The sequence below is a fragment of the Streptomyces sp. CRN 30 genome (genome assembly GCF_034105845.1).
The window spans coordinates 12,159-32,196 of sequence record NZ_JAVRHI010000301.1 but is presented as its reverse complement, the minus strand read 5'-3'; the positions used below and the strand labels follow the sequence as shown (position 1 = coordinate 32,196).

22 protein-coding genes are annotated in these 20,038 nt (G+C 71.0%); 14 read left to right on the top strand and 8 right to left on the bottom strand.

Features of this window, described 5'->3' with window-relative positions; genetic code table 11:
• A partial coding sequence (locus tag UW392_RS32595) for an OmpA family protein (RefSeq protein WP_320778786.1) occupies positions 1-544 on the top strand: 544 nt, incomplete at its 5' end.
• Positions 545-548: 4 nt separating this feature from the next.
• On the opposite strand, the gene UW392_RS32590 is transcribed toward UW392_RS32595, so the two are convergent.
• The 4 genes from UW392_RS32590 to UW392_RS32575 form a co-directional block, all read right to left on the bottom strand.
• A complete protein-coding gene (locus UW392_RS32590; protein ID WP_320778785.1) occupies positions 549-1,139 on the bottom strand; it encodes a hypothetical protein in 591 nt (196 codons plus the stop codon).
• 2 nt (positions 1,140-1,141) lie between these two features.
• Positions 1,142-1,468: a PIN domain-containing protein gene (locus UW392_RS32585; protein ID WP_320778784.1), complete on the bottom strand. Its 327-nt coding sequence runs from the start codon at positions 1,466-1,468 to the stop codon at positions 1,142-1,144.
• A 65-nt stretch (positions 1,469-1,533) separates the two neighbouring features.
• Positions 1,534-1,878 (bottom strand): hypothetical protein, encoded by a 345-nt coding sequence (locus tag UW392_RS32580; RefSeq protein WP_320778783.1) that lies wholly within the window; start codon positions 1,876-1,878, stop codon positions 1,534-1,536.
• Positions 1,879-1,938: 60 nt separating this feature from the next.
• On the bottom strand, positions 1,939-2,169 hold the full coding sequence (locus UW392_RS32575) for a winged helix-turn-helix domain-containing protein (protein WP_320778782.1): 231 nt from the start codon (positions 2,167-2,169) through the stop codon (positions 1,939-1,941).
• 221 nt (positions 2,170-2,390) lie between these two features.
• On the opposite strand from UW392_RS32575, the gene UW392_RS32570 reads away from it, so the two are divergent.
• The 9 genes from UW392_RS32570 (at position 2,391) to UW392_RS32530 (ending at position 10,918) form a co-directional block, all read left to right on the top strand.
• A complete protein-coding gene (locus UW392_RS32570; protein WP_320778781.1) occupies positions 2,391-2,705 on the top strand; it encodes a hypothetical protein in 315 nt (104 codons plus the stop codon).
• The gene (locus tag UW392_RS32565) at positions 2,702-3,061 is read left to right on the top strand and encodes a hypothetical protein (protein WP_320778780.1); all 360 of its coding nucleotides are present in this window, start codon (positions 2,702-2,704) and stop codon (positions 3,059-3,061) included. The genes UW392_RS32570 and UW392_RS32565 overlap by 4 nt, the downstream gene beginning before the upstream one ends.
• A 176-nt stretch (positions 3,062-3,237) precedes the next feature.
• On the top strand, positions 3,238-3,804 hold the full coding sequence (locus UW392_RS32560; RefSeq protein ID WP_320778779.1) for a Uma2 family endonuclease: 567 nt from the start codon (positions 3,238-3,240) through the stop codon (positions 3,802-3,804).
• 56 nt (positions 3,805-3,860) lie between these two features.
• Positions 3,861-4,736, top strand: coding sequence for an LLM class flavin-dependent oxidoreductase (locus UW392_RS32555; RefSeq protein ID WP_320778778.1), 876 nt, complete (start codon positions 3,861-3,863; stop codon positions 4,734-4,736).
• Between the two features lie 20 nt (positions 4,737-4,756).
• Positions 4,757-5,281 carry a hypothetical protein gene (locus UW392_RS32550; RefSeq protein WP_320778777.1) on the top strand — a complete coding sequence of 175 codons (525 nt, stop codon included), beginning with the start codon at positions 4,757-4,759 and terminating at the stop codon, positions 5,279-5,281.
• A 574-nt stretch (positions 5,282-5,855) separates the two neighbouring features.
• Entirely contained in the window at positions 5,856-6,629 is a 774-nt protein-coding gene (locus UW392_RS32545; protein WP_320778776.1) for an isoprenyl transferase, read from the top strand.
• 339 nt (positions 6,630-6,968) lie between these two features.
• Complete coding sequence (locus tag UW392_RS32540; protein ID WP_320778775.1) at positions 6,969-8,294, top strand: PhoH family protein; 1,326 nt, start codon at positions 6,969-6,971, stop codon at positions 8,292-8,294.
• 403 nt (positions 8,295-8,697) lie between these two features.
• Entirely contained in the window at positions 8,698-9,429 is a 732-nt protein-coding gene (locus UW392_RS32535; RefSeq protein ID WP_414496729.1) for a transglycosylase SLT domain-containing protein, read from the top strand.
• A gap of 133 nt (positions 9,430-9,562) precedes the next feature.
• Positions 9,563-10,918, top strand: coding sequence for an AI-2E family transporter (locus tag UW392_RS32530; RefSeq protein WP_320778773.1), 1,356 nt, complete (start codon positions 9,563-9,565; stop codon positions 10,916-10,918).
• Here UW392_RS32530 and UW392_RS32525 read toward each other — a convergent pair.
• The gene (locus tag UW392_RS32525) at positions 10,915-11,448 is read right to left on the bottom strand and encodes a carboxymuconolactone decarboxylase family protein (protein ID WP_320778772.1); all 534 of its coding nucleotides are present in this window, start codon (positions 11,446-11,448) and stop codon (positions 10,915-10,917) included. The genes UW392_RS32530 and UW392_RS32525 overlap by 4 nt on opposite strands.
• 213 nt (positions 11,449-11,661) lie before the next feature.
• Here UW392_RS32525 and UW392_RS32520 point away from each other — a divergent pair, with 213 nt between their 5' ends.
• The 3 genes from UW392_RS32520 to UW392_RS32510 all read left to right on the top strand — a co-directional run bounded on the left by UW392_RS32520 (position 11,662) and on the right by UW392_RS32510 (position 13,728).
• On the top strand, positions 11,662-12,771 hold the full coding sequence (locus UW392_RS32520; RefSeq protein WP_320778771.1) for a MarR family transcriptional regulator: 1,110 nt from the start codon (positions 11,662-11,664) through the stop codon (positions 12,769-12,771).
• A gap of 101 nt (positions 12,772-12,872) precedes the next feature.
• Complete coding sequence (locus tag UW392_RS32515) at positions 12,873-13,295, top strand: roadblock/LC7 domain-containing protein (protein ID WP_320778770.1); 423 nt, start codon at positions 12,873-12,875, stop codon at positions 13,293-13,295.
• 19 nt (positions 13,296-13,314) lie between these two features.
• Entirely contained in the window at positions 13,315-13,728 is a 414-nt protein-coding gene (locus UW392_RS32510; protein WP_320778769.1) for a hypothetical protein, read from the top strand.
• Between the two features lie 56 nt (positions 13,729-13,784).
• Here UW392_RS32510 and UW392_RS32505 read toward each other — a convergent pair whose 3' ends face one another.
• The 3 genes from UW392_RS32505 to UW392_RS32495 are packed head-to-tail and all read right to left on the bottom strand — an operon-like array spanning position 13,785 to position 17,340.
• Entirely contained in the window at positions 13,785-16,121 is a 2,337-nt protein-coding gene (locus UW392_RS32505) for an ABC transporter permease (RefSeq protein ID WP_320778768.1), read from the bottom strand.
• The gene (locus UW392_RS32500) at positions 16,118-16,819 is read right to left on the bottom strand and encodes an ABC transporter ATP-binding protein (protein ID WP_320778767.1); all 702 of its coding nucleotides are present in this window, start codon (positions 16,817-16,819) and stop codon (positions 16,118-16,120) included. Before UW392_RS32500 ends, UW392_RS32505 begins: the two co-directional genes overlap by 4 nt.
• Positions 16,816-17,340: a PadR family transcriptional regulator gene (locus UW392_RS32495; protein ID WP_320778766.1), complete on the bottom strand. Its 525-nt coding sequence runs from the start codon at positions 17,338-17,340 to the stop codon at positions 16,816-16,818. Before UW392_RS32495 ends, UW392_RS32500 begins: the two co-directional genes overlap by 4 nt.
• A 337-nt stretch (positions 17,341-17,677) precedes the next feature.
• Here UW392_RS32495 and UW392_RS32490 point away from each other — a divergent pair, with 337 nt between their 5' ends.
• Entirely contained in the window at positions 17,678-19,990 is a 2,313-nt protein-coding gene (locus UW392_RS32490) for a transglycosylase domain-containing protein (RefSeq protein ID WP_320778765.1), read from the top strand.
• Positions 19,991-20,038: the final 48 nt, after the last annotated feature.

Below are 20,038 nucleotides of genomic sequence, written 5' to 3'. Positions count from 1 at the left end.
CCCCAGCGAACCCCCGGGCACCGTCACCACCTCCCCGCCCCCGGAGGTCGACGCGAACAGCCCCGGGCTGAAACTCGCCGAAGGGGCGACCCTGGCCTCCGCGAAGGTGCTGGACATCAAGTCGGTCGTCGAGGACCTCGGCGGTGAGGAGCGCCGCGAGGACACCAACACGACCGTGACGTTCGCACTCCAGGCGGAGGTGCTGTTCGGCAAGGACAGCGCCAAGCTCAACCCGGAGGCGAACGCCCGCATCGAGGCGATCGCGCAGGAGATCGAGGGCCAGAACCCGTCCACGGTCCGCGTCTTCGGCTTCACCGACAACCTGGGCACGTACGAACACGGCGTCACCCTGTCCAAGAACCGCGCCGAAGCCGTCCACAACCAACTGGCCGGCGCCCTCGGCCCCAGCGTCACCTTCGAGGTGCGCGGCTACAGCGAGGACTACCCCATCGCCGACAACTCCACGGAGGAGGGCCGCCGCAAGAACCGCCGCGTGGAGGTGTCGTTCCCCCGGGACGGCGGGGGAGGGAACAGCCGGAGCTGACCTCTTACCAGCCGAGCTGGGCTTCTCCCAGTACGGTGCCACCGAGGTATGCCGCGAGTTTCTCGACGCGTGGAAGGTCGCCCCACTTGTCGACGTGAACGAAGACGGTGTGGCGGTGAGACGGCTCCAGCCAGTTGACGTCGTCGCAGTTGAAGACGACTTCCACGCCGTCGTACTTGTAGTGGCCGTGCGCGTCCGCCTCGTCGTCCTCCGGCCACCTGCCGGGCAGGCCGATCGAGGCGAAGCCCTGCCCCACCGCCCTCACGAACCGGTCCTCCACGGTGCCCGGTGAAACGTGATGCAACACGGACAGGGGCAGTTCCGGCTCCAGGGCGGCGTACTCCGCCGTTGCGATGTCCAGGCTGAAGTCCAAGAAGTCACGGGTCACCGGGTCCGTGCGGACTTCGGCGTAGCGGAACTCGGCCCCGGGCAGCGCCGCTGCCATCTGCCGAGCGTCCTCGACCGTCAGCAGATCAGCCACCAGCGTGACCTCGTCGTCGCGCTCCTCCAGCAGAGCACTCAGGCGCTGCGCCTGTGTCCACGCCTCGACGGCGTCAGTGGTACGGAAGACGGGATACGCCCGAGAGTTGCCCACCGTCACACCCCCACGACGCGGACCTGGTCCCCGCACAGTTTGTTCATGTCGTCTGCGTCGGAGGTGACGACGATACGGGGTCCGGTGTAGCCCAGGGCCGTGGCGGCCACGACGGAGTCGATCGCGTACTTGTGCCCGTGCAGACCGGCGTTCCGCAACAGGTCCAGCGCCCGCCAGGCAATGGCGTCAGTGACGGGGAGTACCTCGAACCGGGAGGTGTGCCATCGGAAGCGGTCCATACGGACGTCGGGGTGGCATGCCTCGATCAGCGTGAGATTGCTCAGGGCGACGAGCGTGTCCTTGGCCTGGGCCATGCGGATCAGGCCCACGACGTGAGGGTCGCCCACAATGAACCTGCTCAGCCCCTCACTGTCGAGGAGCAGCACGCCATGGTTCAGCTGGCCTCGCGAGCGTGCCATTCCCTGCCCCCGTCGTTCCCGTGCGTCCGGGGTTCTTCCACGGCTTGCTCGTTCGCTGCCAGGGCCTCGGCTTCCTGGAAGATTTCGGTGGCCCACTCCAGGACCTCGTAGGAAGGCTGACCGATCTCCCTCTCCTTGGCCTGGAGCAGCTCCTCCAGCAGATCGCGCTGTATCTGCCTCTCCACCGCCGCACTGACGTACGCCGAGAAACCGCGCGCACCCACGCGAGCTTTGACCGCTGCGATACGGCCCGCGGGCATGGAGACGCTGACCTTCTGAGCAGGTCCGTCGTCCCTGTCGTGTTGCTCCGTGGTGGTCATACGACCAGGCTAGCAGCGTAGTGGCAAACGAAGTGGTAAAGGGATTACGGCGGTGCTGCGCTACTCGGCGGGGGCGGCCGCGTCCCCTTCCTCCTGCGGGTACGCGACGAAGGTGCCCTTCGCGGGGAGGGTGACGACAAGGCCGCGTTCGCGTAGTTCGCGTGTGGCGCGGCGAGCGGTCAGGTTCGCCACCCCGTACTCCGCTGCCAGATCCCGCTCGCCGGGCAGGCGGGCGCCAGGGCGCAGTTCGCCCTTGGCGATGCGTTCGGCGATGTGGTCGGCCATCTGCATGTAGACGTAACCAATTTTGGTCGGGTCGATAGGTGACTGTCCTGAGCCTGCTGTCATATCGAACACCGTACGACCATGCCCAGCTATCCGATTCATCAGATAGTGCGATACCGCTTTACGCTGCGCGTGTCCCAGCTATAGCGTGGTGAGCCGTAGAAAGACCCCGGCGACGGTTCACAGCCGTCCCGGGGCATGGCCGAACGCTTAGAAGGAGCGTCGACATGCTGGACCTTACCGTTCGACTACTCGCCTGGGTGCTGACTCTCTGCATGCCGAGTCCACGTGGTCGCCATCGCGCCGCGACTGTTCCCGCCCAGAACTCCGTCACCGCCCACGTGCCCAAAATCGCCCCGCCCCCCTGCCGCTTCACCGAACGCCTCGACGGGGAAACGAGCCGTCTGGTCCGGCCGTACCTGCTCACCCCGGAGGAACGCCGTCGGCAGCGTGAACGCCGCCGGGCCCTCTGTCTGGCCACCGTCGGGATCGACACCGGTCCGCGCCACATCCACGGTGTCCGCGTGGGAGCGGCCCGATGACGGACACGGAGAACACCCCCGTCCGCCGCGGTCGCCCCGTCCGCATGTGCGCCCGCTGCGGATGCGTGACCGAGCAGCCGGTCCTGGTCCACGAGGTGCACGCGGCCACCGGCCCCGGCTTCAACGTCTACGCCTGCCAGGACTGCGCCCTCGCCTACCCGCCCCTGCCGGCACCGCCCGTCGAGCCGTCCCGCATGACGATCCGCGTGTACAGGATCAGGCCCGACGGCAGCACCGACCGCGACCGGGCCGAACTCCACACCCGTACCGGCCATCACACCGACCCGGTCCCCCAGGCGACGGCCTTCCCACCCTGCGCCTGCACCCGCTGCAGAACGCCTTGGCGACCCTGCTGACACCTGTGCGACGACGCGCCTGAAGGGCGCGGGCTCCGGGCGTCTCTCGAGCGTCCGGAGCCGCACGTGTGGCAGCGGGAACCTGGTGTCGGCGGGTGAGGGCGCCCGTATGCTGGCCATGTGCCGCCTGTCCAGGTCATACCGACACTGCCGGTCGAACGAGGAGGCGAAGGGGCATGAGCGTTGCCATCGATCACACCGGACCCTGGACCGTCGACGACGTCCTGGCTCTGCCGGAGAACCGCACCATCCGCTACGAGCTCCTTGGGGAATCCCTCCTGATGTCCCCCGCACCCGGCGTCCGGCACCAGCGGGCTTCGTTCCGTCTCCACGTCGCTCTGGACGCGGCCGCCCGTGTCGTTGGCGCACCGGTGGAAATCCTGGAAGGCGTCAACGTCGTCCTGCCTTCGGGCCTGGTCGTGCCCGACCTCGTCGTGGCCGACGCCGGTGCGACCGCCGACGACCCCGTCACGGTGGACTTCGACGCGATTCAGCTCGTCATCGAACTCGTCTCCCCCGGCAACCGCACGGTTGACCGGAAGGTCAAGCCGATGCTCTACGCCGAGGCAGCCATCCCGCACTTCTGGCGGCTCGAGTTCGATCCCGCCCCCATGCTCGTCGTGTACGAGCTGGAAGGCGGCCGGTACATGGAGCGGACGACCGCACTCGCGGGCGCGACCACTCACCTGAACATCCCCTTCCCCGTCGCGATCGACCCGGCTGACCTCTCCCGACAGCAGTAACGCGCCGCGCACAGAAACCCGTTGTACGAGCCCACCACCCCGGGTAGACAGCCCCCATGACCACACTCGGTGCCGTCTTCCGCCCCCAACTGCCCCCCGAGCGTCTCCGGGCCATCGCCCGGCTGGCCGACGAGGCCGGCCTCGAGGAACTCTGGCTGTGGGAGGACTGCTTCCTCGAAGGGGGCATATCCGCCGCGGCCGCCGCGCTCGCCTGGACGGAGCGGGTGCGTGTCGGGGTCGGTCTGCTGCCCGTGCCGCTGCGGAACGTCGCGCTCACCGCGATGGAGGCCGCGACGCTGCACCGGATGTTCCCCGGCCGCGCGACCCTCGCCGTCGGGCACGGTGTGCAGGACTGGATGGGGCAGGTCGGGGTGCGGGCCGCGTCCCCGCTGACCTTGCTGCGGGAGCACCTGCTGGCGCTGCGCGCCCTGCTCGGCGGGGAGCGCGTCACCGCGGACGGCCGGTACGTGAAACTGGACGACGTCGCGCTGGACTGGCCCCCGCCGTCGGGCAGCGCCGAGGTGCTGGCCGGGGCGACCGGCCCCCGTACGCTCCGGCTCTCCGGCGAGGCCGCGGACGGCACCGTACTGACCGCGGAGACGCCCCCGGAGGGCGTACGGCGGGCGCGTCGGCTCATCGACGAGGGGCGGGAGTCGGTGGGGCGCACCGCCCCCCACAAGGTGGTCGTCTACCTCCTCGCGGCCACGGGACCGGACGCCCAGGCCCGTCTCCGGGCCGAGCTGGAGGCCGAAGGCTCCGGCTCCGTACCCGACCTCGGGGCCGCCGGCGACGCGGACACGGTCGCCAAAGCCGTGCAGCGGCTGGCGGACGCGGGCGCCGACACGGTGATCCTCCAGCCGACGGCGGACGAACCGGACCCGGAGGGGTTCGTACGGTTCGTGGCGCGGGACGTACGCCCCCTCGTGCCGTAGACGTGCAGAGGAGTGCTGCCGTGAGCACCCGCGACTTCGAGGAACTCGTAGCCGAAGGCGCCGCCGTCCCCACCGACGGCTGGGACTTCTCCTGGTTCGAGGGTCGGGCCACGGAGGCGCGGCCCTCGTGGGGGTACGCGCGGGCGATGGCCGGGCGGCTGGCCCGGGCCCGTGCGGCGCTGGACATCCAGACGGGGGGAGGAGAGCATGTGGGGCCCGCCAGTGTGTTCGAGCTCGTCGAGTTCTTCCTCGGTCCACAGCCGGAGGAGTCGCGGAACGCCCGCCGTCCCGACCGCGAACGCGCGGACGCCGAGGCGGCCGGCCTGGACGTCGTCGGCCTGCGGGCCGAGCGGCTGCGGATGGAGTTCTTCGACATCGGCGCCGTCGTGCACTTCCTGCGCAAGGTCGTCTGGATGGTGCCGGACTTCACGGTCGACGCGTACCTGCCCCGACTGCGCGAGCTTCACGAACGCATCGAGCGGGACGGCCCCTTCGTGGCCCACAGCACCCGCCACCTCTTCGAGGCGCGCAGGCCCGCCCGCTGATCCGGCGGGCGCGCGGAGCCGTCCGGCGTCAAGCGGACGTGCCGGCACGGTTCACCCGTGAGGGGGTGCGCCGGGGCGTGTCGCCATGTGTCCCACAAACGGCCTTACACCCCGTGAATCTCACCCAATATCGACGACTCGCCTTGGAAACAGCTGTCATCCGGCCATGATCTCCTCCTGAATGCCCTCTTCCGTGACCACCGGCGCGTCGTCGGACGGTCGCGGAGAGTAGTTGTTGGACGCCGATGCACGCAGCATCACTCACGAAGGGTTATGGTGGAAACCCCCCCTCGGGCCGGTCCGTCTCCCCCCCACGGACCGGCCCGTTTTTTTGCCCGGCACGCGCGCCGTTCCCCCCGGCTCGGCGCACGCGCCCGGCGCACGCCCGGCGCACGCGTCGGGGGCCGGAGCCGGGACCGCCGCCACGGCTCCCATCCGCACCCTGCGGCGGGACTTGGCGGACTCGGCGGTAGGCTTCGCCCCTGGGGACCGCCACCCGGAGACCGTCACACGGGCACCGAGCGCGCCGCATCGCCGCGCCTGTCCGATCCGCTACGGAGGGGCTGACAATCACGTGAACCTGCGCGACAACCTGCGCCGCCTGCTGGTCAGGTTCTACGCCCGCAGGGTGGAGGGCCACCTGGACCACGCCGAGGTGCCCAAGCACATCGGCGTGATCATGGACGGCAACCGGCGCTGGGCGAAGGCGGCGGGCAGCACCACGGCCCAGGGGCACCGGGCGGGAGCGGACAAGATCGAGGAGTTCCTCGGCTGGTGCACCGAGACGGACGTCGAGGTCGTCACCCTCTGGCTGCTGTCCACGGACAACTTCGACCGGCCGCAGGAGGAGCTCGGCCCGCTCCTCGGCATCATCGAGAACGTCGTGCGGTCGCTCGCCGCGGACGGCCGCTGGCGCGTGCACCACGTGGGCACCCTCGACCTGCTGCCCGCGCCGATGCAGACGGTGCTCAAGGAGGCTCAGGAGGCCACCGCGCACGTCGACGGGATAGTGGTCAACGTCGCCATCGGCTACGGCGGCCGGCAGGAGATCGCCGACGCCGTCCGCTCGATGCTGCACGACGCCCACGACAAGGGCACCTCGATGGAGGACCTCGCCGAGTCCGTCGACATCGACATGATCGGCCGTCACCTCTACACCAGCCACCAGCCGGATCCGGACCTCGTCATCCGCACCAGCGGCGAGCAGCGCCTGTCCGGATTCATGCTGTGGCAGACCGCGCACTCCGAGTACTACTTCTGCGACGTCTACTGGCCGGCCTTCCGCAAGGTCGACTTCCTGCGCGCGCTCCGTGACTACGCCGCGCGACACCGTCGTTACGGAGGCTGACCGCCTCCTTCCCCGGGGTGCTTCCTGTGCGGTGTAGAGCAGCCTCACCGGGGCAGACGTAACGAGCAGTTCATCATCGCGCCGTCGTACGGTCTGGCATGGCGGCGCGTGTTCGAGGGCATAGTCCCAGCAGGTCGACATCCGAACCACGGGTGTCGCATCCTCAGCGGACGGCACGGGGTCGTCCGCCCGGGAGGCCCTTTGCACCAGCCCGACCGTGCTGTCGCTGCGCGGAACGAAGAGGGTAAGGGGCCGGTTTTCGGCCCGTGCATCGTGGCCGACGACCGGTCCAGTTCTCTTCGTCGCTCCCCGACCTCATCCGAGGGGGTACGTCCTTCCGTGGTGACCAGCGCACAGCGCCACAAGCCAGACCGGCGCACCTACGTTCTCGACACCAGCGTCCTGCTGGCCGATCCCAACGCCCTGAGCCGCTTCGACGAGCACGAGGTCGTGCTGCCGATCGTCGTGGTCACGGAACTGGAGGCCAAGAGGCACCATCCCGAACTCGGGTACTTCGCCCGGCAGGCACTCCGTCTGCTCGACGACCTCCGGGTGCGGTTCGGCCGCCTCGACGCCCCGATCCCGACCGGGGACCTGGGCGGGACGATCCGTGTCGAGCTCAACCACTCGGATCCCAGCGTGCTGCCCAGCGGTTACCGCCTGGGCGACAACGATTCCCGCATCCTCGCCGTCGCCCGCAACCTCCAGGCGGAGGGGTACGACGTCACCGTCGTCTCCAAGGACCTGCCACTGAGGATCAAGGCGTCGTCCGTCGGCCTGCTCGCCGAGGAGTACCGCGCCGAGCTCGCCATCACGGACTCCTCCGGCTGGACCGGGATGTCCGAGATGACCCTGCCCGGCGAACAGGTGGACGTCCTCTTCGAGGTGGGACACGTGTACGTCCCCGAGGCGGCGGACCTGCCCGTCCACACCGGCCTGACCATCCAGTCCGAGCGGGGGAAGGCGCTGGGCCGGGTCACGCCCGAGGGCAACGTCCGTCTCGTACGCGGCGACCGGGAGGCGTTCGGCCTCAAGGGCCGCAGCGCCGAGCAGCGGATCGCGCTCGACCTGCTGCTCGACCCGGACGTGGGAATCGTGTCGATGGGCGGCCGGGCCGGCACGGGCAAGTCGGCGCTCGCGCTGTGCGCGGGACTGGAGGCCGTGCTGGAGCGGCGCCAGCACCAGAAGGTGATGGTCTTCCGGCCGCTGTACGCGGTGGGCGGGCAGGAACTCGGCTATCTGCCCGGCACCGAGGCCGAGAAGATGAGCCCCTGGGCGCAGGCGGTCTTCGACACGCTCTCCGCGGTCACCAGCCGGGAGGTCATCGAGGAGGTCACCGCGCGCGGGATGCTGGAGGTGCTCCCGCTCACCCACATCCGCGGCCGTTCCCTGCACGACGCGTTCGTCATCGTGGACGAGGCGCAGTCCCTGGAGAAGAACGTCCTGCTGACCGTGCTGTCCCGGATCGGGGCCAACTCGCGGGTGGTGCTCACCCATGACGTGGCGCAGCGGGACAACCTGCGGGTGGGCCGGTACGACGGTGTCGTCGCCGTGGTGGAGAAACTGAAGGGGCATCCGCTCTTCGCCCACGTGACCCTGAACCGGTCCGAACGGTCGCAGATCGCGGCCCTGGTGACCGAGATGCTGGAGGACGGGCAGATCTGAGCCCTCGCGCCCGACAAGGGCTGGTTACCCGGCGGTTGGCGCCGCTCGGCAAAGGACTTGAGCCTAGCCGGGCGGCGCCTTCGCGCGTGGTGGTTTCTGTGAATCTCCTGGGACGTACGAGGTGTGAGCTTTCCCACGCACCCTGGAATTGCCTTGCGGTGCGGGCGTGCGGCAGAGTCTCGTTCCTGTCAGGCCCCGCATACGACACATCTGTATCCCCACCCCCAGTGGTACGGGACAGCAGAAGCACCAGAACTCCATAGCGTCGTCGTATGCCGCCCGAGCACCACACGGCGCTCCCCGCGCGGGAGTTGCCACCGGGCCCGTGCCTCCCCGTGACCCCGCATTTGGGAGGCCAGCGCCAGGGGCACGATCGCGTCCGTGAGGGTCACCGGAGCGGGCGATGCTGGAAGGAAACCGTGTGAGCCGGATTTCGGTCCGGGGATTCGCAGTGGCTTCGGCCACCGCGGTCACCGCTGTCGGCAGCGTCGTCGGAGTTGCCTCGGGCAGCACCGCCCAGGGCACCGACGACTTCGAGCTGGCGGCGAGCGAGGCGACGCTCCTCGCCGACATCCCCGCCGGCCAGCAGGCGCAGGTGCAGACCGCGTCCCTGGCGCAGCAGGCCGACGTCCAGGCCATCGCCGCGGACGCCACCGCCAAGAAGAACGCGGAGGAGACGGCCCGCAAGAAGGCCGCCGAGGACGCGATCAGCAAGCAGAAGGCGGCGGAGGAGGAGAAGGCGGCGGCCGAGAAGGCCGAGAAGGAGCGCAAGGAGAAGGAGCTGGCGGCCAGCCGGTCCACCGCGCGCGCCGACGCCTCCGACTTCCAGGTCCAGAGCACGTACACCACCGCGCAGGTCCAGGCGATGGCGCAGCAGATGATCCCGGGCGACCAGTTCACCTGCTTCAGCAACATCGTCTCCCGCGAGTCCACCTGGAACTACCAGGCGCAGAACCCCTCCTCGGGCGCCTACGGCCTCGTCCAGGCGCTGCCGGGCTCGAAGATGGCGTCCGCCGGTGCCGACTGGCAGACCAACCCGGCCACCCAGATCAAGTGGGGCCTCAACTACATGAACGAGCGCTACGGCAGCCCCTGCGGCGCGTGGTCGTTCTGGCAGGCCAACCACTGGTACTGAGCCCCTCGGCCGTTCGGCCGCTCAACCTCCCAGAGCCCCTCACCGTCCTTCGGTGAGGGGCTCTGGCCATGTACGGTCGGAGCCGGCCACTGTCGGGGGAGTGCGGGTGGAGAACGGGGGAAGAGGACGGATCATGTCGCGAGTACCAGGGTGGGTCGGTCGGGCCGGGGCCGGGCTCACCGGCTGGGGAAGACGGCTGGAGCAGCGCCGCAGGGAAGTGGAGGCCGAAGGGTCCGGCCACGACTCCGCCGCGGACGCGCCGCCCCCGGACCACGTCCCGCCGCCGCCCGCCTACGCCCCCGCCGTCGCCGCCCGCCCCGACCCCGTCGCGGCGGTGCCCTGGGGCATGCGCGTCGCGGCCGAGGTCGGCTGGCGGCTGCTCGTCCTCGCGGGCACCCTGTGGGTGCTGATGCGGGTCATCAGCGCCGTCCAGCTCGTGGTGCTGGCCTTCGCGTCGGCGCTGCTCATCACGGCGCTGCTGCAGCCGACCGTGGCTCGGCTGCGCCGCAACGGCGTACCGCGCGGGCTCGCGACGGCCCTGACCGCGATCCTCGGCTTCGGTGTCATCGGCCTGATGGGCTGGTTCGTGACCTGGCAGGTCATGGAGAACATCGACCACCTCTCCAGTCAGGTGCAGGACGGCATCGACGAGCTGCGGCGCTGGCTCCTCGACAGCCCCTTCCACGTCACCGAGACGCAGATCAACGACATCGCCAAGAACCTGCGCGAGGCGGTCGGCGCGAACAGCGAGTCGATCACCACGGCGGGGCTCGAGGGCGTCACCGTCATCGTCGAGGCCCTGACGGGCATCCTGCTCGCGATGTTCTGCACGCTGTTCCTGCTGCACGACGGCGACCGCATCTGGAAGTGGTCGCTGAAGCTGGTGCCGACGGCGGCCCGGCCGGGCGTCGCCGGTGCGGGCCCGCGGGCCTGGCGGACGCTGACCGCGTACGTGCGCGGCACGGTGATCGTGGCGCTGATCGACGCCATCTTCATCGGGCTCGGCATCTACTTCCTCGACGTGCCCATGGCGGTCCCGCTGGCCGTCTTCATCTTCCTCGGCGCCTTCATCCCGCTGGTCGGCGCCGTGGTGTCGGGAGCGCTCGCGGTGGTCGTCGCCCTCGTCACCCAGGGCGTGTTCACCGCCGTCATGACGCTGGTGGTGGTCCTGGCGGTGCAGCAGATCGAGGGGCACATCCTCCAGCCGTTCATCCTGGGCCGCGCCGTACGCGTCCACCCGCTGGCGGTCGTCCTGGCGGTGGCGGCCGGCGGTCTGGTCGCGGGCATCGGCGGCGCGGTGGTCGCGGTGCCGCTGGTCGCGGTGACGAACACGGTCGTGGCCTATCTGCACGCCTACTCCCGCAAGGTGCCGCCCCCGCAGGAGCCGTCGGCGCCCGGGGTGGCGGCGGCCGGGGCGGCGCCCGATCTGCCGGACGCGCCCGCGCAGGCCCCGGCGCCTGTCGAGAAGGTCCCGGACGAGGGGGCCTAGGAAGCCAGTACCGCCTCAGCGTCCAGCGTGACGGCGGCCGCGTGGACGACCGAGGCGATCCTGAACGCCTCCTGGACGGTCTCGCGGTCGGCGTCCGTCCGGCGCAGGGCGCGCTCGTGCGCGTCGAGGCACACCCCGCACCCGTTGAGGGCGGAGACCGCGAGCGCCCAGAACTCGAAGTCCGCCCGGTCCACGCCCGGGTCGCGGGTGACGTTCATCCGCAGTCCCGGCCGCAGCGAGCCGTACTCCTGGTCCGACAGCAGGTGCCGGGTGCGGAAGAAGACGTTGTTCATCGCCATCACCGAGGCGGCGGCCTTCGCGGCCGTGTACGCCGCCGGGGACAGGCGGGCCCGCGCCTCCGGCTCCAGGGCCCGCAGCACGGCGGGGGAGCGGACGGCGACGGCCGTCGCCAGCACCGTGCCCCACAGCCGCTGCGCGGGCAGCGGGGAGTCGCCGATCACCGAGGTCAGGTTCCGCCGCAGGTCGTGGGCGTACTCCGGGAGCGAGGCCTTGAGCGAGTCGAGGGACATCACATGATCCTGGCACACGAGGCCCGCGGGTCCTGAACGGTCATCCAGTCGGTCAAATGTGCACCGAACACATCAGGTTGGGCCGCCGGACACTTCACCTTTTGTCAGGTGGCGGCAGGTGAGGAGAGTCCGTCCGCGGCGCACGTCTCCGCTGCTACACATACCCCCTCGGAGTCACGCGTCAGGCGTGTGTGCGACAGGTCAGGGGGAGCGATGGCGGACCGTCGGATCTCCCTCGACCGGGCCGGGTACGGCCTGTTGTCGCGCACCCTCGCCGAGTGCGGACGGGACGCGGCCACCGGGGAACTCCGCGTCTGCGGAAGACCCGGCGGCACGTTCCACCTCCGGGGCGGGCGCGTCGTCGCTGCCGAGAGCCCCGGCGCGCCCGGCCCCGAAGCGCTGCTGCTGCGTTCGGGGAGGATCAGCGGCGAGCAGTGGGACGGGCTCCTGCGGGAGCCCGGGGCCGGGCGCTGGCCCGAGGCGGGACTGATCGCCCACGGGTACGCGGGCGCCGCCCAGCTGAGGGTGGTCCGCATGTCGGCGCTGCAGGACGCGGTGTTCGCGATCGTCGTGGGCCGGGTCGAGGGGGTGCGGCCGCTCACGGCACCGTCCGGTGCCGGCCCCCTCGCACCGGTGGCCGTCGGCGAGACCCCGCTGCGGCTGCTCCAGGAGGCGACCCGCAAGCTCACCGCCCTGGCCGCGCTGCCCTGCCCGGTCCTGCCCGACCGGGAACGGCCCGCCCCCGTGCCCGGCGCCACCCCGGACGACCTCCGGCTGCCGCCCGCCCGGCGGGAGCTCCTCACCCACGCCGACGGCCGCCGCACCGCCCGTGACCTCGCCTTCGTCGCCGGGCGCGGGGTCTACCCGGTGACCGTCGAGGTCGCCCGCATGCTCGCCGAGGGCCTCCTGCACTGCACCGACATCCCACCGACGGCCCCACCCGTCCCGGTGCACATCCCGTCGACGGGGATGCTGCTCCCCTTACGGCGGGAGAAACCCGCGGAGCCACCCGAGCCATGCGAGCCACCCGAGCCGCCGAAGCGGGCGGGAGGGCCCGAGCCGGGCGAGTACCGCGTACGCCTCGGCGAGCTGGTGCGGATCGGCGAGCTCCTGCCGCCGGAGCCGGTCGCACCGGCGCCCTCCGAGCCGTCCGCCCACCAGGAGCGGCCGGTGCCGCCCGAGCGGCCGCCCCGGCAGCTTCCCCGGCGCCTGCCGGGGGCCAGCGGCATCAACGAGACCCTCGCCGCCACCCACCGCGAGGCGAGCTGGAAGGGGTTCTTCCGGCTGCGGCACCGGGTCCGCGCCCCGGATCCCGGCACCTGACGGCACGGAGGGACCACGGACACGCCCCGTCAGGACACACCACGTCACCAAGTCACCACGTCACCACGTCACCAAGTCACCACGTCGAGGAGTTGAGGCTCATGGATCACAAGGCTCTGGCCATGGAGATGCGGGGCCTGCGCGAGCAGGTCACCGGCATCACCGACACGGCGGTGGCCGCCGCCGACGGACTGCTCATAGCCGCCGACACGGCCGAGGACATCGACCCGGAGGGCCTCGCCGCCATCGCCGCCGCGGGACTCGGACTCGCCCGCCGCACCACGGCGGCGACCGGGCGCGGCACCCTGCACCAGACCGTCGCCCACGGCAGCCACGGCTGCGCCGCCGTCTACGCGGTGGGGGAGAGCGCGCTCATGGTGGTCCTCGGTGACGAGGGCGTCGATCTGGACCGGCTGCACGAGGAGACCCGCCCGGCCCTCACCCGTATCGGCTCGATCCTGACGGCACCGGAGACGGTGCCGGCGGTGGCGGCCGTGCGCGGGGCCGGGCCCGAGGCGGTGTGAGGAGGTGGCGACCAAGCGTATGAACGCGAATTTCTCCGACCAGGTGATGAGCCTGGTCAAGATGTTGCGCACCGAGGCCCCCGACTGTGTGGCGTCGGGGGTGGTCGACATGTCCACCGGCATGCTGCTGTCGTACGAGACCGTCGACAACCATCCGCCGGAGGTCCTCGACCTGCTCGCCGGCGCCACCCTCGACCTGTTCCAGGGCCGTACGGTCCAGATGATCGAGGACGTGTTCAAGGAGCGCCGCGGCCTCACCAGCGACCAGCACTTCTTCCAGGAGATCCTGGTCAACAGCGAGAACCTCACCCACCTGTTCATCCGCATGACCGACCAGCAGGACGTCGTCGCCGTCGTGGTCTGCCGCAAGTCGGTCAACGTGGGCATGCTGTTCGCCCAGGCCAGAAGGGCGGTGCAGGCCCACAGTCTGTGAGGGAGGGAACGCGAGCGGGGCCCCTCCGCGGAGGGGCCCCGCTCCGGTAGCGCCGGCTACTCCGTGCGGAGTCCGTCCGGCCGCATCAGCCGCAGCAGCGGTGGCAGGCTGAGCAGGGTGACCGCCGCGACCACGGCCGCGGCGACACCGGCCATCGACAGCACGCTCGCCCAGTCCACGCTCACCGGGACGTCGGCCATTCTCAGCAGGACCGCGCCCAGGGCCAGTCCGACGGTCGTGGACAGCGCCAGGCCGAGGGCGATCGGGACGGCGGTCTGCCACAGCACCGACAGGCTCAGCGTGCGGCGCCGGGTGCCGAAGGCGACCAGCGCCGACAGCAGCTTCCGCCGCTCGCGCAGCTGCTCCAGCTGGGAGACCAGCAGGCTCGCGCCGATCAGGAACAGCACACAGCTGGCGCCGACGAACAGGCCGGTACGGATGGAGTCGAAGCGGTTGCTCCGCTCGAAGGACGCCCACTCCGAGGGCTCGCTGTACGGATCGACGGCCGCCGCCGTGTTCCGGACGTGCTCGGGCGCGTCCGGTACGGAGCGGTCGATGCCGAGGTAGACCTCGTGGGAGAGCGCCTCTTCGGCCCCCTCGGGCAGGGCGCCCGGCGTGAAGAGGAAGCCGCCGCGTCGCACACCGGTCGGGTCGTCGACCGACCGGGCCTCCTTCAGACTGTCCGGGACGGTCCAGGCGGCCGGCGCCCCCTCGGAGCCGTAGGCCGGTACGAACCACACGGCGCGGCCGGCCTTCGCCAGCTCGGGCGTGGCGTCGTCGTACTCGCCGCCGTGCACCGCGAAGACGTCGCCGTCCCGGCAGGAGGGCATCGACGCCACCTCGCGCAGGGCCCGGCAGTCGCCGACGGTCACGTCGGAGTAGAGATCGGCCTCGTCGCCCGGGCGGTCGTTCAGGTAGGTCTGGGAGAGGGTGTACACCGCGTCGACACCCTCGGTCGTCCGGAACCTCTCCGCGACCGTGCCGAGTGCGGTCCCCTCGGCGACCCGCACGGACATCTGCGCCCGGTTCAGGTCCTTCCCCGAGTCCTGTGTGTACCGGCCCTCGGTGCCGGCGAACAGCATCTGCAGGGCGATCGCTCCCGCCACCGCCACCGCGATGCCGTTGACCATGCGGGCCGCCGAGCCGCTGCTCACCTGGAGCCGGCGGACGGCCAGCTGCCAGGAGACCGGGCCGGCGCCGAGGCGCGCGACGACCGTCTCCACGACCCACGGCAGCAGCGCGGTGACGCCGACGAGCAGCAGGACGACGCCGCCGGTCACCAGGTACTGGTTGAACTGCCCGTCGTCGCTGCCCTGGCCGATCATCGGGTAGAGCATCGCGACGCCGCCCACCGGCAGCAGCAGCCGCCACCACAGCCGGCGCCGGGCGGGCCTGCCCAGCCGCACCACGCCGAGCGGCTCGATCACCACACCGCGCAGCGCGAGCAGGGTGACCAGCACGGCGGCCGCGGGGACCGCGACGGCGACCAGCGCGGCCAGCAGCGGCGAGGGGTTCAGATAGCTCGGGTACACGCTCATGCCGGCCAGTTCCACCGACGCCGCCAGCTGACGGCCGAGCAGGAAGAACCCGGCGCCGAAGAGCAGCCCGAGCAAGGCGCCCGCGAGGGCTTCGCCGGCGGCGATCCGCCGCGTCATCCGGCGGTCGGAGCCGACCAGCCGGAGCGCCGCGAGCCGCCGGTCGCGCTGATCGCCCCCGAACCGCACGGCGGTGGCGATGAAGACGCCGACCGGCATCAGCAGGACGACGAAGACGATCAGGACCAGCAGCAGCAGAACGGGGTCCCACGGCTCGGACGGCTGGGGGTCGGTGTCGCCGAAGCTGTCGATACGGGCCACCGGGCTCGAGGTGTCGATCCGGGACGCGAGGTCCTCGCCGCCCCGGACGAAGACGAGCTCCGTCGGGCCGATCAGTCCGCTCTCCCCGATGGTGCCGACGATCCGCTCCGGCAGCCGCTCCCGGAGCAGCCGGCCCTCGCCGGACGCCAGCAGCTCCTCCAGCGCGGGGGACACCAGCATCTCGCCGGGGCCGGGCAGTTCGGACACACCGGGCGGCGTCGGTGCGCGGGGGCCGTCGGGCTCCACCTCCCGGCCACGGACGGCCGTGCCGTGGTAGGTGGTGCTCACGTTCGCGACCAGGACGGTGTCGTCGCCCTTGGGGGCGTCGTCCCAGCTGAAGGTGATGTCGGTGCGGGCCTCCTCCCGTGCGTCGCGCGCCGCGAGCGCGTTCGGTATCGCCGTGGTGAGCAGCAGCAGCGCCACCCCCAGCCCGACGCCGACGCCGGTGAGGAGCAGGCGCACCCAGCCCTCACGGCCGCCCGTGAACGCGAACCTGACGCCCATGGCCAGGTCCCGCGACCACTGCCGCACGCTCATACGATCCGCTCCATGTCCCGCGACTTGCCGTCCCGTACGACGACCTCCCGGTCGGAGTACGCGGCGACCCGTGCCTCGTGGGTGACCAGGACGACGGCCGCGTTGGTGGACCGGGCGGCCTCCGTGAGCAGCTCCATCACGCGCTCGCCGTTGAGCGAGTCGAGCGCGCCCGTGGGCTCGTCGGCGAAGAGCACGCGCGGGTTGGTCACCAGGGACCGGGCGACGGCGACCCGCTGCCCCTGGCCGCCGGAGACCTCGCCGGGCCGCTTGCCCAACAGGTCGTCGACCTCCAGGCGCTCCATCCAGCCGAGGGCGGTGCGCTCGGCCTCCTTGCGCGGGGTGCCGTTCAGCCGCAGCGGCAGGGCGACGTTCTCCACGCAGGTCAGCTCGGGCACCAGCTGGCCGAACTGGAAGACGAACCCGAACTCGGTGCGGCGGAGCGCGCTGCGCTGCGCGTCGTTCATGGTGGCCATCTCGCGGCCGTTGTACGTGATGGAGCCGGAGTCGGGCGGCACGATCCCGGCGAGGCAGTGCAGCAGGGTCGACTTGCCGGAGCCGGAGGGGCCCATCACGGCGACGACCTCGCCGGGGTGGATGGAGAAGTGGGCGCCGTCCAGGGCGGTGGTCGGGCCGTACGCCTTGCGCAGGTCGTGGGCGGCGAGCAGGGAGCCGGCGGGAGCCGGCGCGGTGGCGGTCATCGGGTCACCGCCGCGGCGAGCCGGTCCAGTCGGGCGGCGGTCAGTTCCAGCCAACGCAGATCGGCCTCCAGGTGGAACAGGGCGTGGTCGCAGATCAGCTGGTCGGCGAGGTCGCCCTTGCGCTTGCGGTCGGTGAGGATGCGCATCAGGCGCAGGTGTTCGGAGCGCTGGTTGTCGAGGAGCTCGGCCGCGTTCCGGTGGGTGAGGAGGGCGAGGACGACCTTGGTGTAGAGGGTCGACTGGAGGTACGGCTCCGGCTTCTCGGGGGTGGCGAGCCACTGCTGGACGTCGGTGACGCCGGCGTCGGTGATCGCGTACCGCTTCCGTTCGGGGCCGCCGCCCGGCTCGATGCCGTCGACCTCGACGAGGCCGTTCTTCAGCAGCCGCGACATCGTCGAGTAGACCTGGCCGTAGTGCAGCGGCCGGTCGTGACCGAACTTCTCGTCGAAGGCCCGCTTCAGGTCGTAACCGTGGCGGGGTCCGGACTCCAGGAGTCCCAGGAGGGTGTGACCGATGGACATGGGAGGCACTGTACACAGGACGTATACACACCGCGTATACCTGGTGTGTATAGGCGGCTTCAGGTCTCCGGTCCGGTCAGTGATGACGCAGGTCACGCGCGATTGTCACGGTTCTGCTACCGAGGCGGTCGTGGTTCGCGGGGCACGTGGGGCAACCTTCGGCCCCTGCGCGACGTCGGTTTCATGGGGTGGCGTGCTGATTCTCACGTCCGGAAAAGGCGGGATCGGCGAACCTTTGTCATGGCCCGCGGTGTTAGCTTGCTGGGTCGACCGACGACACACGAGTGACGCGCGAGAAGACGAGAAGGATCGAGAAGGAAGAGAGCGGACCTAAGCCATGGGACGAGCGGAAGAGAGACGAGCGCGGCAGCGCGGGGGTCGCCGCGCGGCACCCGGGCGTTCGTCCCGAGCGGCCGGCAAGGGCGGCATACGCCGCTTCTTCTCCATCAAGAAGCTCCTCGGCGCGTTCTTCGCCCTCTGCCTGCTCGGCATGCTCGGCTTCGTCGCGCTCTACCTGCTCATCGGCATCCCCTCGGGGGCCAACGCGGTGGCGCAGCAGGAGAGCAACGTCTACAAGTACAGCAACGGGTCCACGCTCGCCCGCAGCGGCAAGGGCGTCAACCGGCAGAGCGTCGACCTCGCGGACGTCCCCAAGGGCGTCCAGCAGACCTTCGTGGCCGCCGAGAACAAGACCTTCTACGACGACGCCGGCGTCGACCTCAAGGGCACCGCCCGCGGTCTGCTCAACACGCTCCAGGGCAAGGGCAAGCAGGGTGGCTCGACGATCACCCAGCAGTACGTCAAGAACTACTACCTCACCTCCGACCAGACGGTCAGCCGCAAGCTGAAGGAACTGGTCATCTCGCTGAAGGTGGACCGCGAGAAGTCCAAGGACGAGATCCTCGCCGGGTACATCAACACCAGCTACTACGGCCGCGGCGCCTACGGCATCCAGGCCGCCGCCCAGGCGTACTACCGCGTGGACGCCGACAAGCTCACCGTCGAACAGGGCGCCTACCTCGCCGCGCTGCTCCAGGCCCCGAGCCAGTACGACTGGGCCGTCGCCTCCGACACCAGCAAGAAGCTGGTCCAGGACCGCTGGAACTACGTCCTGGACAACATGGTCGACATGAAGTGGCTGGACGCGGGCGAGCGCCAGGGCATGAAGTTCCCCGTCCCGAAGGACCCGCAGGGCGCGGCCGGCCTGGAGGGGCAGACCGGCTACCTGGTGGAGGCGGCCAACAGCGAGCTGGCGAAGCAGCTGGTCGCCCAGGGCTCGGCCACCGATCAGGACGAGGCCAAGGCGTTGGTCGACAAGGGCGGCTGGACCATCACGCTCAACGTCGACAAGAAGAAGCAGACCCAGCTGGAGGAGTCCGTCAAGGACACCCTCACCAGCAAGCTGGACGCCGAGGAGCGGGACGTCGACGGCGATGTGCAGGCCGGTGCCGTCTCGGTCGACCCGAAGACCGGCAAGGTCCTGGCGATGTACGGCGGCGTGGACTACGTCAAGCACTACACGAACAACGCCACCCGCGCCGACTACCAGCCCGCCTCCACCTTCAAGCCCGTGATCCTGGCCGCCGCCGTCGAGGAGGAGGCGACGACGCAGGAGGGGCTGCCGATCACCGCGAGCACCGTCTACGACGGCGACAGCGAGCGGCCGGTCGTGGACGCCTCCGGCAACGAGGTCGGGTTCGCCCCGCCGAACGAGGACGACGTCGACTACGGCCCCGTCACCGTGCAGTCCGCCATGAACAAGTCCGTGAACTCCGTGTTCGCGCAGATGGGCGTGGACGTCGGCATGGACGAGGTGATGAAGGTCGCCGGTCAGCTCGGCATGGACGTCGACGACGAGCAGGCGGTGCCCGCCCAGACCCTCGGCTCCATGGGCGCGAGTCCGCTGGAGATGGCCGGGGTCTACGCCACCCTGGACAACCACGGCCGGAAGGTCACCCCGACGATCGTCGCCGCCGCCGAGCACAAGGACGGCGGGGTCGAGATGCCCGACGCGATCGGCGAGCAGGTCATCAGCCGCACGGCCGCCGACACGGTCACCTCGGTGCTCACCGGCGTGGTCGACGACGGCACGGCCCAGGCCTCGGTGCGCGACAACCCGCAGCGCGACGGGCAGCAGGTCGCCGGCAAGACCGGTACCTCCGACGACAACAAGTCGGCCTGGTTCACCGGCTACACCCCGGACCTGGTCACCTCCGTCGGCCTGTTCGGCGAGGACAGCGAGACCCACGCCCAGACCACCCTCCAGGGCGCGACCGGCACCCTCCCGGGCAAGGGCCGGGTCGCCGGCGGTGGCTTCCCGGCCAGGATCTGGGCCCAGTACACCTTCGGCGCCATGGACGAGGTCTCCCGGTTCGACCTGGAGACCAACCAGGGTGCGGCGGTCGAGCCGACCCCGACGCCGACGCCCACCCCGTCGCCGTCCGAGAGCCCGTCCGAGGAGCCGACCCCCGAGGAGTCGACGACGTCGCCGACCCCGTCGCAGACCCCGACCGACGAGGCGACGACCTCGCAGCCGCCGGACGACGACGAGCAGACGAGCAGCCCGCCCGTCAGCCCGCCGTCCGCCTCGGAGAGCGGCGAGTCGCCCCCTGAGGAGGAGAACGGCGACTGGTGGCAGGGGGACCAGTAGCGAGACCGGCAGCACGACGGAGGGGCGGCCCGCACGGGCCGCCCCTCC

Coding starts and splice junctions, on each gene's coding strand:
- UW392_RS32515 (WP_320778770.1), top strand. CDS start 12,873: ATGGATCACAAGGCTCTGGCCATGGAGATGCGGGGCCTGCGCGAGCAG.
- UW392_RS32580 (WP_320778783.1), bottom strand. CDS start 1,878: ATGACCACCACGGAGCAACACGACAGGGACGACGGACCTGCTCAGAAG.
- UW392_RS32575 (WP_320778782.1), bottom strand. CDS start 2,169: ATGCAGATGGCCGACCACATCGCCGAACGCATCGCCAAGGGCGAACTG.
- UW392_RS32565 (WP_320778780.1), top strand. CDS start 2,702: ATGACGGACACGGAGAACACCCCCGTCCGCCGCGGTCGCCCCGTCCGC.
- UW392_RS32555 (WP_320778778.1), top strand. CDS start 3,861: ATGACCACACTCGGTGCCGTCTTCCGCCCCCAACTGCCCCCCGAGCGT.
- UW392_RS32490 (WP_320778765.1), top strand. CDS start 17,678: ATGGGACGAGCGGAAGAGAGACGAGCGCGGCAGCGCGGGGGTCGCCGC.
- UW392_RS32535 (WP_414496729.1), top strand. CDS start 8,698: ATGCTGGAAGGAAACCGTGTGAGCCGGATTTCGGTCCGGGGATTCGCA.
- UW392_RS32505 (WP_320778768.1), bottom strand. CDS start 16,121: ATGAGCGTGCGGCAGTGGTCGCGGGACCTGGCCATGGGCGTCAGGTTC.
- UW392_RS32500 (WP_320778767.1), bottom strand. CDS start 16,819: ATGACCGCCACCGCGCCGGCTCCCGCCGGCTCCCTGCTCGCCGCCCAC.
- UW392_RS32495 (WP_320778766.1), bottom strand. CDS start 17,340: ATGTCCATCGGTCACACCCTCCTGGGACTCCTGGAGTCCGGACCCCGC.
- UW392_RS32560 (WP_320778779.1), top strand. CDS start 3,238: ATGAGCGTTGCCATCGATCACACCGGACCCTGGACCGTCGACGACGTC.
- UW392_RS32525 (WP_320778772.1), bottom strand. CDS start 11,448: ATGTCCCTCGACTCGCTCAAGGCCTCGCTCCCGGAGTACGCCCACGAC.
- UW392_RS32530 (WP_320778773.1), top strand. CDS start 9,563: ATGTCGCGAGTACCAGGGTGGGTCGGTCGGGCCGGGGCCGGGCTCACC.
- UW392_RS32510 (WP_320778769.1), top strand. CDS start 13,315: ATGAACGCGAATTTCTCCGACCAGGTGATGAGCCTGGTCAAGATGTTG.
- UW392_RS32520 (WP_320778771.1), top strand. CDS start 11,662: ATGGCGGACCGTCGGATCTCCCTCGACCGGGCCGGGTACGGCCTGTTG.
- UW392_RS32570 (WP_320778781.1), top strand. CDS start 2,391: ATGCTGGACCTTACCGTTCGACTACTCGCCTGGGTGCTGACTCTCTGC.